The following is an 11,438-nucleotide window of genomic DNA, read 5'->3' on the forward strand; positions in this document are numbered from 1 at the left end:
TCCGATCATGTCTTCCATTCGCATGATTGTCGGTCTGGGCAACCCCGGGCCGGAATATGAAAAAACCCGTCATAACGCCGGTTTCTGGCTGCTTGACGAGCTGTGCTGGAAATACAAGGGCAACTGGCGGACCGAAGGCAAGTTTCACGGTGATATTGCCCGTGTTGCGATAGAAGGTCAGGATATCTGGCTGCTCAAGCCGATGACCTTCATGAACCTGTCCGGTCAGGCGGTGTTGGCGCTGGCCCACTTTTACAAGATTCTGCCGGATGAAATCCTGGTGGTGCATGATGAACTGGACCTGCCGCCCGGCACTGCACGCCTGAAGCAAGGTGGTGGTCATGGTGGTCATAACGGCCTGAAAGACATCGCGGCCCGTTTGGGTTCACCGGCCTTCTGGCGCTTGCGTCTGGGCATTGGCCATCCGGGTGACCGTAATGAAGTGGCCAATTTCGTGCTGAAAAAGCCGCGTGCCGAAGAACAAAGCGCCATCGACGACGCCGTGCTCAAGGCACAAACCTATCTGCCGCTGGCCATTGCCGGCAACATGGCGATGGCCATGAAAGAGCTGCATACTGCAGCCAAGTGATTTCACGGGCCGGACATCCCGGCCTGCAAGATTGAAAAACTTATCAAGGAATGCTGACATGAGTCTGAAGTGCGGTATTGTTGGCCTGCCCAATGTTGGCAAGTCCACCCTGTTCAATGCGCTGACCAAGGCCGGTATCGAAGCCGCCAACTATCCCTTCTGCACCATCGAGCCCAATGTCGGCATCGTGGAAGTGCCGGACCCGCGCCTGGCCGAGCTGGCCAAAATCATCAATCCGCAAAAAATCCAGCCGGCCATTGTTGAGTTTGTCGACATTGCCGGTCTGGTGGCAGGTGCTTCCAAGGGCGAAGGCCTGGGCAACCAGTTTCTGGCCAACATCCGCGAAACCGATGCCATCGTCAACGTGGTGCGCTGCTTTGACGACGACAACATCGTGCACGTGGCTGGCAAGGTAGACCCGATTGCCGACATCGAAACCATTGGCACCGAACTGGCGCTGGCCGACCTTTCCTCGGTCGAAAAAGCCATGCAGCGTGAAGGCAAGAAAGCCAAGTCCGGTGACAAGGACGCCCGCGCACTGATCGCCGTACTGGAAAAGCTGGTGCCGCATCTGGACCAGGGCCAGCCGGTACGCTCGCTGGATCTGTCCGACGAAGAAAAGGCCATCCTCAAGCCGCTGTGCCTGCTCACTATCAAGCCGGCCATGTATGTGGCCAACGTGTCGGAAGACGGCTTCAGCAACAACCCCTACCTGGACAAGTTGCAAGCGCTGGGTGAGCGCGAAGGCGCGCCGGTGGTGGCCCTGTGTGCGGCTATCGAAAGCGAAATCGCCGACCTGGATGATGCTGACAAGGCTGAATTCCTGGCCGAAATGGGCCTGGAAGAACCGGGTCTGGACCGTCTGATCCGTGCCGGTTACAAGCTGCTGGGCCTGCAAACCTACTTCACCGCCGGTGTGAAGGAAGTACGCGCCTGGACCATCCATGTAGGCGACACCGCACCGCAGGCTGCCGGTGTGATCCACACCGACTTCGAACGCGGCTTCATCCGCGCCCAGACCATTGCCTACAACGACTTCATCACCCTGGGCGGCGAAGCCAAGGCCAAGGAAGCAGGCAAGATGCGTTCCGAAGGCAAGGAGTACGTAGTGCAGGATGGCGACGTGATGAACTTCCTGTTCAACGTCTGATCAGCCTTACCCGTTGCTCGATGAAAAACGCCCCCGGATGCCAAGTCCGGGGGCGTTTTGCTTGGCAGGCGACTAATGGCCGCGATTGGCGCAGCGGATGATGGCAAGGTCGCCGTGCTGGCGCAGGCAGTAGCGCAGGTCTACCTGGGGGCCGGGCAGGCGCATGTGGCCTTGGCCTGCTTTGGCTTCCGGGAGCGATGCCGGTGCCGCCGTGACAGCAGGGGCGGCGACAGGGGCCGGTGCTGTTCTGGCTGGAGGCATGCTGGCAGCCGGGTTTGTTGCCTTGCTGGCCGGTGCGGCTTCTGCACTGGCTGGCGCAACGGCGGTGGGCGCGGGGGCTGTGTCCGGTGCGGCCGCGCTTGGGGCTGGCTGGCTGTTCATGCCTGCCATGAGGCTTGGCAGGTTCAATGACTGGCCATTGGCTTTTACTCCGTTGCGATCAATCTGCAGGCTGCTGCTGATGACCTTGCCATCGTTCTTGATCAGGCCCTGGGTTTGCCATTGTGCCAGCATCATCTCGGCTTGCGCCTTGGCCTGGCTGGAAGGGGCCAGCGCGTCAAGCAAGCTGCGTTCGACTGCCAGGCTGGCTTTCAGTGTGCTGCGCTGTTTGGCCTGTGCCGCGAGCCAGGTGGGGGTGATGTCGGCAGCTGTGACGCCGCTGCCATCAAAGCCGATGGAGAAACTGCCCTGGATAGTGCCCTTGGGCATGTGCAGCGACAGGCGTTGCAGATTGAAGGAAGGCGATTGTGCCAGGAAGGCACCCATATGCTTGTAGACCAGCGCCATGGATGCCTGCTGGATGGCGGCCGGATTATTGCGCAGGTCGGCACGGTTGGTCAGTGCCATGGTGTCGGCTTGCCAGGCAAGCAAGGCCTGCTTGTTGATGTTGGTGTAGCTGAAGTCGAGGTCGAGATTGTCCTGCTCTTGTACTGGCAGGCCGGGAGGAGACAGTTTCAGGCTGTCCAGATGCGTCTGGTAGCTGACGTCAACATTGCCACCCTTGTCATCCAGTTTGATTGTCATGTGGCTTGGGCCCACCTGGGCCAGCGGCGTGCTGCCTGCCAGCACGGTGGCTTCGCCCATCTGTTGCTGAAGTTGTGAGGCCCAGGGGGTATCGGCCGTATTGAAAGTACTCAGTTTGCCGTTGAGCTTGAGATCCTTCAGGCGCACTGCCAGGCCGTTGCTACCGCTGCTGACGGCCTGAAAGCTGAAGGTGGGCAGTGCGATGTCGTAGCTGACCGGCTCGCCCTCTTTGGTGTGAGCTTTGCCTTCGATGCTGAAGGTGAAAGTACCGGCCGCAGTGTTGACGATGACGTCATGACCGGCAAGATGGCTGTCATTGCTGCCATCGGTCTTGCGTATGCTTTCCACGGTCAGCGGCAGGGGAAGGCCTGGTTTGCCCTGTTCATCCAGTGGTGTGAAGCTGATGTTGGTACGGGACCAGCGCATGAAGGGTAGCGGCAGCTGGTTGATCTTGTAGTCCAGCTGCATCACCTGTACCTGGCCACCGATGGGCAGCTTCAATTGCACCTTGGCGGTGGAGGTGAACCAGCCACGGTCGAACTGCTGCAGGCTGAGCATGGAGCCACCCGCCTTGTTGCTCATCGCGGCAAAGTCACTGCGCATTTTTTCCTCATAGCGCATGCCGACTATGCCGGGTGCAATCGCACACCATCCCGCGACCGCCAGGCCCAGTAGCGCAGCGCTGATCTTGATTGTCTTCATGAGCTCTCCCTGTGGCGTTCGATGACATACGCTTATCGCTGACATGTCCGCCAGACTAGCAGGGGAAGGAGGGTTATACCAGCCCGGCTTGATGTTGCCCGCAGATGATGGCAGGGGATAATCCGGGTGTTCTTACCTGGGCATTCCGGGCAAAATGGAGCGCCTGTTGCCGTACTCTTCCCAGCCCGATCCATTGGAGCCGTTCATGTTTCATTTTTCGCAGCCTTTACCGCTGCCTTTGCTGGCACTCATTGCCGCAGCCGGCCTGTATGCCGGCATCCAGAATGCACTGGCCGGAGGCGGCTCCTTCATTACCTTTCCCGCCTTGCTGCTGGCCGGGCTCAACCCGCTGGCTGCCAATATGAGCAGCACCATTGCGCTGTTTCCCAGCCAGATCACCTCGGCGCTGGCCGGGCGCAAGCTGGTGGGCGGGGTGGGGCCGGTGCCGTTTCGTCATTTGTTTGTGGTCAGCCTGATTGGCGGGGTGCTGGGGGCCTTGCTGTTGCTCTCCACCCCGGTCAGCATCTTTACCCGGCTGGTGCCGTGGCTGGTGTTGTTTGCCACCAGTGTATTTGCCTGGGGCAGCTTCCGCCGCAAACCGGTGGTGGATCCGGATGCACCGCCGCGTCATTTGCCTACCCCGCTGTTGCTGCTGATTCAGGGCGCGATAGCCGTGTATGGCGGTTATTTTGGTGGCGGTATCGGCTTTCTGATGCTGGCGGCGCTCACCATTGCTGGTCAGCAGGTGCGTATGGCCACCGCCACCAAGAACGCACTGGCCATGACCATGAATGCATCGGCCGTGGCCATTTTTGCCTTGTCGCCGCAAATCAACTGGGCAGCGGTGCTGGCCTTGGGTGCCGGTGGCATTGCCGGTGGCGTGGTGGGTGGCTGGTTGATGCACCGCCTGCCGGAACGTCAGCTACGCGCCTTTGTGGTGGTGGTGGGAACCGCACTGACAATATGGCTGTTTATCCGCTGAGGCTGGAGTATGCTGGCGCCTTGCCACGTGCTGCACGCCCCGTGCGTATCACGCGTTGTATTCTCCTGCGGGAGAATAGGTGTTTTCAAAATAACGATGGATGATCTGCAATGAAAAAAATCCTGTTTGCGTCCCTGTTTGTTGCCTTTGCCGGCCATGCTCTTGCCGCTGATCTGCTGGATACCGTCAAGCAACGCGGTACGCTGAAAATTGCCGTGGAAGGTACTTACCCGCCCTTCACCTTCAAGGATGCCCAGCAGAACCTGACCGGTTTTGATGTGGAAGTGGCTACCGAAGTGGCCAAGCGCCTGAAAGTGAAACCGGAATTCACCACCGGTGAATGGAGCGGTCTGCTGGCTGGCCTGCAGGCGGGCAAGTTTGACGTGGTGGTGAACCAGGTGGGCATTACTGACAAGCGCAAGGAAACCTTCGACTTCTCCCAGCCTTACACCTTCTCCAGTGCCCAATTGATTGTGCGCAAGAACGAGACGCGCGTGTTCAAGTCGCTGGACGACCTGAAGGGCAAGAAAGTGGGCGTGGGCCAGGGCAGCAATTATGCCGACATGGTCAAGGCAGTGAGCGGTATCGAGGTCAAGGTATACCCGTCGGCACCGGAGAACCTGCAAGATTTGGCTTCCGGCCGGATTGACGCAGCGCTGAACGACAGCCTGTTGATTCCGTTTGCCATCAAGCAAGCCAAGCTGCCCTTGAAGGCTGGTCATCCGGTAGGTGATGTCACCACCATGGGTATTCCATTTGCCAAGAACAACCCCAAGTTCAAGCAGGCGGTGGACAAGGCGCTCAATGACATGAAGGCCGATGGCAGCTTCAAGAAGATTTCGGTGAAGTGGTTCGGTATCGATGTGTCCAAGGCACCGACTGCCGCCAAGTAAGCGGCTGCGGCCTGTCGTGGCCATCGTGTTTTCCCTTCAGTGCCATTAGAATGTGCTGATTGCTGCGCCCCTGCCGGTCAGGGGCGCAGGTGTTTCTGAATGGGGATAAAAACATGGAGTGGGCAGATCTGATTACGGCGGCCCTGCCGGTGATGCTGAAAGGGGCGCTGTATACGCTGATGTTTGCCGTGGTGGCCATGGTACTGGGCTTGCTGCTGGGCTTTGTGGTGGCTTTGCTGCGGGTGGGCAAGGTGCCGGTGTTGTCGCAGCTGGTGGCTTTTTACGTCAGCGCCATGCGCGGCACGCCCCTGTTGGTGCAGATTTTTGTCATCTATTACGGCTTGCCTGGTATTGGCATCGAACTGGATCCGGTCCCGGCCGGTATTATCGCCCTGACGCTGAATGTGGCGGCTTATCTGTCGGAAAGCCTGCGTGGCGGCATTGCCGGGGTGGAGCGCGGCCAGTGGGACGCCGGGCTGTCGCTGGGTTTCAGCTGGTGGCAAACCATGCGCTATATCGTGGCACCGCAGGCTTTGCGCCTGTCCGTACCCAGCCTGTCCAATTCGCTGATCAGCCTGATCAAGGATACTTCGCTGGTATCGGTCATTACCGTCACCGAGCTGATGCTGGCCACCAAGGAAGTGATTGCCCAGACCTTCCAGCCGCTGCCTTTGTACCTGGGCGCTGCGGCACTGTACTGGGTGATGAGTGCCAGCTTCGAGCGCCTGCAAAAGCGGGTGGAGCGCAAGCTGGATATGGCGCACCAGCGCTGAATCCCCTGCTGGCCAACAAAAATCCCCGCTCATCGGCGGGGATTTTCATGAACAGCCCGCGACTCAGGCGTGGCGGTACATGCTTTCTATCAATGCCTGACAGCGCTGGCTGATTACCTTGCGCCTCAGCTTCAGCGTGGGAGCCAGTTCGCCGGCGTCCACACACCAGGGCTTGTCCAGCAGGGCAAATTTCTTGATGTGCTCCCAACTGCCAAAGTGGCGGTTGAAGCGCTTGATCTCGCGTTCTATCAGCTCCACGATGCGCGGGTGCAAGCGCATTTCACTATGGCAGGTATAGGTGATGCCTTGTTCCTGGCACCATTCCTGCAGCTTTTCATACAGCGGCACAATCAGCGCAGCGGCAAATTTCTGCCCGTCTCCCACCACCATGATCTGGTCGATATAGGCCGATTCCTTCAGCTTGTTTTCCAGCAACTGCGGTGCGATGTACTTGCCATTGCTGGTCTTGAACATTTCCTTCTTGCGGTCGGTAATGCGCAAATAGCCCTGTTCCAGCACACCGATGTCCCCGGTATGCAGCCAGCCCTGTCGCAGGGTTTCGGCGGAAAGCTCAGGTTCGCGGTAATAGCCCACCATCACATTGGGGCCACGCACCAGGATTTCGCCATCCTCGGCCAGTTTCAGCTCCACTCCCTGCAGGGCAATGCCAACGCTGCCAATGCGTACCTTGTCTGGCGAGAAGGGGTTGGCCGTAATCACCGGCGCGGCTTCCGTCATGCCGTAGCCCTCGGCCACGGCAATGCCGCTGGCCCACAGCAAGCGGGCCAGACGCGGTTGCAAGGCAGCAGAGCCCACATTCACCCAGCATAACGTGCCGCCCATGGCGGCACGCCATTTGCGATACACCAGACGGTCGGCAATAGCATGCTGGATGGCGGCCAGGCCGCGTGGCGGCTGATTGGGTTCGTAGGCTTCGGCCCGCGCCAGGGCCCACAGATAGAAGCGGCGTTGCCAGCCCTTGAGGGTGCTGGCTTTGGCGTGCAGCTTTTCGTGCACTTTTTCCAGCACGCGGGGCACCGCGCTGAAGGTATGCGGGCGGACTTCGGCCAGACTGCCGGACAGGGCGTCGACGCTGGAAAAATACACGCCGCTGCCGGTGAGCATGTAGTACAGCACACCGGCGCGCTCGAAGATGTGCGACAGCGGCAAAAAGCTCAGCGCCCGGCACTGTCCGGCGGGCAGGCGGGTATGTGCCGCCGTGGCGGTGACGGTGCTCACCACGTTGCGGTGCGACAGCATCACGCCCTTGGCACGGCCGGTGGTGCCCGAGGTATAGATGATGGTGAACACATCATCCGGCTGTATGCTGTTACGCAGCAAGGCCAGTTGCTGCAACTTGCCCTGGCGACCGTCATCGCGCAGCACGGTCCAGCACGGCAGGCCGTCCAGCGGTTTGAGTCCATAGCAAGGGCAGGGGCGGTCTGCCAGTGCCTGTTGCAGCTTGCGTTGCAATGCACTGCTGCCGACAAACGCCAGCTTGACCGCAGCATGCTCCAGGATATAGCGTGCATCTTCCAGCGTGCAGGTAGGGTAGAGCGGTACGCTGATGGCACCAATCTGTTGCAGGGCAAAGTCGACAATCACCCACTCCGGGCAGTTGTCGGCAGCGATGGCCACGGTATCGCCACGCTGAATGCCTTGTTGCAACAAGCCCAGGCTGAGTGCGTTGACAGCCTCCATCACAGCGCAGCTGCTCATGGACTGCCACTGCCCGTCGGTTTTGGCACTCAGGCAATCGGGCCGCGGCAAGGTTTCCAGTTGGTGAAAGAGGATATCAAAAGCGCGTTCTAGCTTCATTCGTACAAATGTTTGATTCAAGGACGGCGCAAATTAGCCCTATTCCCTTTCGGTGTAAAGAAAATTGCGGTCAGTTTTTGGGAATAATCAATAAATTGCCGGTAAAGTGCCGGTTTCAGTCATGATTATGCAGCCATTAATGCCATTGGTATTGCCGGGCCAGCATACGGTAAATGCCGCTGTGCTCAGAATGTCACGGGCTCAGGACCTCTAGGAACAATAATGAAATTTGCCACCAAGACCATCCATTCCGGCTATGACAGCAGCCAGCACTGCAAGTCGGTGATGCCGCCGATTTATCAAACCTCGGCCTTTGAATTTGCCGAAGTGGGCGAGCAACTGCCGTTTGCCTATGCCCGCACCGGCACCCCTACACGTGCTGCGCTGGAAAGCTGCCTGGCCAGCCTGGAAAATGCCAGGCACGGCCTGGCGTTTGCTAGCGGCATGGCCGCCATTGATGCCGTGCTGCGCGCCACGCTCAAGCCCGGTGATGAAGTGATTGCCGTGGCCGACCTCTACGGCGGCGCGTATCGCCTGCTGACCAAGGTGATGGCACCGGCCGGTATCACGGTGACCTTTGTCGACCTGACCGACCCGGCCAATTTGCAGCAAGCCATCAGCGCCCGCACCAAGATGCTGTGGCTGGAGTCGCCCACCAACCCCCTGCTCAACCTGGTCGATATCACCGCCTTGTCCACCATCGCTCACCAGCATGGCGCAGTAGTGGCGGTAGACAGCACTTTTGCCACGCCGTATTTGCAAAACCCCATCGACCTGGGGGCCGACATCGTGGTGCATTCCGCCACCAAATATCTTGGCGGCCATTCTGACGTATTGCTGGGTCTGGTGGCCGTCAGCGACGACAAGCTGTTTGCCGACATCAAGTTCATCCAGAATTCCGCCGGTGGTGTGCCGGGGCCGCAGGATTGCTTCCTCACCCTGCGCGGCATCAAGACCCTTCACCTGCGCATGGAACGCCACTGCGACAATGCCGAACAGGTGGCTGCCTTCCTGCGCGACCATCCCAAGGTAGAAAAAGTGTTCTTCCCCGGCTTTGCCGACCACCCCGGTCATGACATCGCCCGGCAGCAGATGCGTCGTTTTGGCGGCATCGTCACCATCTGGCTGAAGGAAAACACCCGCGCCGAAGCCAGCCGTGTGGCCAGCAAGTTGCAGCTGTTTGCCTTGGCCGAATCGCTGGGCGGGGTGGAGTCGCTGGTCAACCATAGCTACACCATGTCGCACGGCGGTATGCCGCCGGAGCAGAAAGCCTCACTGGGCATTCGTGAAGGTGGCCTGCGCCTGTCCATCGGCGTGGAAGATATCGAAGACATTCTGACGGATCTGGCACAGGCATTGGCCGATTAAGCCGTCATGGGGTGAAACGGGCTGCCCAGCAAGCCGGGTCTGGCTTGTTGCGGCGGCCCTGATGCGGTAAATTACCTGAGTAAATTACTAAGGTATTGATCATGGCCGCCCCTGCAGCAGAAAAATACACCACCCAGACTATTCTTTCCCTGCAGCACTGGAGCGAAAAGCTGTTCAGCTTTCGCCTGAGTCGCCCCGAATCCTGGCGCTTTGTGCCCGGTCAGTTCGCCCGGCTGGGCTTGCCGCTGGAAAACGGCGGCATGGTGTGGCGGGCTTATTCCATGACCTCCGCCAGCTGGGACGAGCATCTGGAGTTTTTCTCCATCGTGGTGCCGGATGGGCTGTTCACCTCGCGCCTGGCGCGTTTGCAGGTGGGTGACACTGTCCTGCTGGATAACAAGGCCAATGGCTTTTTCACCGTGGACCGCCTGCCGGATGGCGAAGACCTGTGGCTGCTGGCCACCGGCACCGGTCTGGCCCCTTATCTGTCCATCTTGCAGCAGCCAGAAGTGTGGCAGCGCTTTGCCCGTATCGTGCTGGTGCATTGCGTGCGTGATGTCAGCGAACTGGCCTATCGTGATGAGATTGCCGCCTTGCGGCAGCACCCTTTGTGGCAGGAATGGGGCGAGCGTTTGCAATATCTGCCCGTGGTGACGCGCCAGCCGGAGCCTGGCATGTTGCAGCAGCGCATTCCGGCCTTGCTGGCCAGTGGCGAGTTGGCCGAAGCGGCCGGCCTGCCGCTGACACCAGAGCGCTCGCGCTTCATGATTTGTGGCAATCCGGCCATGGTGGAAGACACCCACCGTCAATTGATGAAGATGGGCTTTCGCCTGAGCCGACTCAGCGCCCCTGGTCATCTGGTGCTGGAGAACGGCTGGTAAGCCAGATGCCGGCGCATGGCCGGCCTTGACTTTAATTAATATATTAACAATATGAGGCAATGCCCGGTGCGGGATACTCCCGCGTTTGGCAAGGCCGAGTGGTGATGACATCACCGGCTATACGGCCCCTTACAAGAGGGCCATCCGGAGGAGACACCATGCACACCGTCACCCGCCGCTGTGGCCAGTCAGGCTGGCCGTCTGCCTGCAGCCTTGTCCTGTGGCCGCCGTTTGCCGGGAGCTGCCGATGACCGCCCGTTCACTGACAGATGTCAGCATTTCCACCCATGCGGTCAGCCGCAGCGAACGGGTGCACTTCTGGCGCGAACAAGTAGGGCAGCTATTGATTGATGTGGAGTGCCAACGCGAGCCAGGACAGGAGCTGGACGCCAGCCTGCGCTATCAGGATTTCGGCCTGTTCCGCATGGCTACCATAGAGGCCAATGCCCATTCCGTGGTACGCAGCGGCCACAGCATCCGCCATGATGGGCGCGACAGCATTTTTGCATGCCTGATGTTGCAGGGGCGTGGCTTCAGTCATCAGGGGGTGGACTGCGCGCTGCATGTGCCGGGTGATGTGGTGCTGTATGACACCGCCCAGCCCTATGGACATGGTTTCCCGGAGCAGATGGCGATGGCGGTGCTGGATATACCGCGCCAGCTGTTCCAGCAGCAGGTGGGTAGATGGCAAGAGCGCGGTCTGGTCAAGATAGACCATAGCGTGGGTATTGCCGGTTGGGGGCCGCAGGTCGTGCGGCAGCTGCTGACGGTTGGTGCGCTGGTACAAGCCGGTGCGCGCGAACATCAGGCCAGCCAGTTGCTGGAATGGCTGCATTCCTTGTGGAGTGTGCATAGCGGCCAGATGCAGGCCGGCAAATCCACCCTGTGCAGCCTGTGGCGTGCCAAAGCTTATATCGAGCAACATCTGGCCGAAGATGAGCTGGATGGCGAGCACATCAGCCGCGCGCTGAGGCTGTCAGCCCGCCAGCTGGCACGCATTTTTGCGCAGGAAGGCTTGTCGGTCAGCCGCTATCTGTGGGGGCGACGACTGGAGCGTTGCCGCATCGACCTGCAAGACCCGGCATTGCGCCACCTGTCGGTGAGCGAGCTGGGTTTCCGCTGGGGCTTCAATCACAGCGCCCATTTTTGCCGCAGCTATAAACAGCGGTTCGGCGAAACGCCCAGCCAGACCCGCCAGCGTGGCATGCTGTCACTGCAAGGTGACGGGTTGTGACCGGTGTGTCGGTGGCCAGCTCCTG

The 11,438-nt window shown here is 59.8% G+C and carries 10 protein-coding genes; 8 read left to right on the forward strand and 2 right to left on the reverse strand.

Annotated elements, in window-relative coordinates; genetic code table 11:
• The first annotated feature begins 4 nt into the window (after positions 1-4).
• A complete protein-coding gene (gene pth, locus HWX34_RS09960; protein ID WP_370459719.1) occupies positions 5-589 on the forward strand; it encodes an aminoacyl-tRNA hydrolase in 585 nt (194 codons plus the stop codon).
• A gap of 58 nt (positions 590-647) precedes the next feature.
• The gene (gene ychF / locus HWX34_RS09965; RefSeq protein WP_062788843.1) at positions 648-1,739 is read left to right on the forward strand and encodes a redox-regulated ATPase YchF; all 1,092 of its coding nucleotides are present in this window, start codon (positions 648-650) and stop codon (positions 1,737-1,739) included.
• Between the two features lie 72 nt (positions 1,740-1,811).
• On the opposite strand, the gene HWX34_RS09970 is transcribed toward ychF, so the two are convergent.
• Positions 1,812-3,464, reverse strand: coding sequence for a DUF945 family protein (locus HWX34_RS09970; RefSeq protein WP_178972103.1), 1,653 nt, complete (start codon positions 3,462-3,464; stop codon positions 1,812-1,814).
• A 205-nt stretch (positions 3,465-3,669) separates the two neighbouring features.
• On the opposite strand from HWX34_RS09970, the gene HWX34_RS09975 reads away from it, so the two are divergent.
• The 3 genes from HWX34_RS09975 (at position 3,670) to HWX34_RS09985 (ending at position 6,112) form a co-directional block, all read left to right on the forward strand.
• A complete protein-coding gene (locus HWX34_RS09975; RefSeq protein WP_045846685.1) occupies positions 3,670-4,446 on the forward strand; it encodes a sulfite exporter TauE/SafE family protein in 777 nt (258 codons plus the stop codon).
• Between the two features lie 110 nt (positions 4,447-4,556).
• Positions 4,557-5,339: a transporter substrate-binding domain-containing protein gene (locus HWX34_RS09980; RefSeq protein ID WP_178972104.1), complete on the forward strand. Its 783-nt coding sequence runs from the start codon at positions 4,557-4,559 to the stop codon at positions 5,337-5,339.
• A 113-nt stretch (positions 5,340-5,452) separates the two neighbouring features.
• On the forward strand, positions 5,453-6,112 hold the full coding sequence (locus tag HWX34_RS09985) for an amino acid ABC transporter permease (protein ID WP_178972105.1): 660 nt from the start codon (positions 5,453-5,455) through the stop codon (positions 6,110-6,112).
• Positions 6,113-6,175: 63 nt separating this feature from the next.
• Here HWX34_RS09985 and HWX34_RS09990 read toward each other — a convergent pair whose 3' ends face one another.
• A complete protein-coding gene (locus tag HWX34_RS09990) occupies positions 6,176-7,831 on the reverse strand; it encodes a long-chain fatty acid--CoA ligase (protein ID WP_370459717.1) in 1,656 nt (551 codons plus the stop codon).
• Between the two features lie 321 nt (positions 7,832-8,152).
• Here HWX34_RS09990 and HWX34_RS09995 point away from each other — a divergent pair, with 321 nt between their 5' ends.
• The 3 genes from HWX34_RS09995 (at position 8,153) to HWX34_RS10005 (ending at position 11,413) form a co-directional block, all read left to right on the forward strand.
• Complete coding sequence (locus HWX34_RS09995) at positions 8,153-9,298, forward strand: PLP-dependent aspartate aminotransferase family protein (protein ID WP_178972107.1); 1,146 nt, start codon at positions 8,153-8,155, stop codon at positions 9,296-9,298.
• A 101-nt stretch (positions 9,299-9,399) separates the two neighbouring features.
• Entirely contained in the window at positions 9,400-10,179 is a 780-nt protein-coding gene (locus HWX34_RS10000; RefSeq protein ID WP_178972108.1) for a ferredoxin--NADP reductase, read from the forward strand.
• A gap of 247 nt (positions 10,180-10,426) precedes the next feature.
• A complete protein-coding gene (locus HWX34_RS10005) occupies positions 10,427-11,413 on the forward strand; it encodes a helix-turn-helix domain-containing protein (protein WP_178972109.1) in 987 nt (328 codons plus the stop codon).
• Positions 11,414-11,438 lie beyond the last annotated feature (25 nt).

Origin of the sequence: Aquitalea sp. LB_tupeE (genome assembly GCF_013391415.1) — a bacterium.
Taxonomy (GTDB): Bacteria; Pseudomonadota; Gammaproteobacteria; order Burkholderiales; family Chromobacteriaceae; genus Aquitalea.

Excerpts from the sequence above, each read along its gene's own strand:
- HWX34_RS09990 (WP_370459717.1), bottom strand. The coding sequence starts at position 7,831 with ATGAGCAGCTGCGCTGTGATGGAGGCTGTCAACGCACTCAGCCTGGGC.
- HWX34_RS09975 (WP_045846685.1), top strand. The coding sequence starts at position 3,670 with ATGTTTCATTTTTCGCAGCCTTTACCGCTGCCTTTGCTGGCACTCATT.
- HWX34_RS09980 (WP_178972104.1), top strand. The coding sequence starts at position 4,557 with ATGAAAAAAATCCTGTTTGCGTCCCTGTTTGTTGCCTTTGCCGGCCAT.
- HWX34_RS09985 (WP_178972105.1), top strand. The coding sequence starts at position 5,453 with ATGGAGTGGGCAGATCTGATTACGGCGGCCCTGCCGGTGATGCTGAAA.
- HWX34_RS09970 (WP_178972103.1), bottom strand. The coding sequence starts at position 3,464 with ATGAAGACAATCAAGATCAGCGCTGCGCTACTGGGCCTGGCGGTCGCG.
- HWX34_RS10005 (WP_178972109.1), top strand. The coding sequence starts at position 10,427 with ATGACCGCCCGTTCACTGACAGATGTCAGCATTTCCACCCATGCGGTC.
- HWX34_RS09995 (WP_178972107.1), top strand. The coding sequence starts at position 8,153 with ATGAAATTTGCCACCAAGACCATCCATTCCGGCTATGACAGCAGCCAG.
- ychF (WP_062788843.1), top strand. The coding sequence starts at position 648 with ATGAGTCTGAAGTGCGGTATTGTTGGCCTGCCCAATGTTGGCAAGTCC.
- HWX34_RS10000 (WP_178972108.1), top strand. The coding sequence starts at position 9,400 with ATGGCCGCCCCTGCAGCAGAAAAATACACCACCCAGACTATTCTTTCC.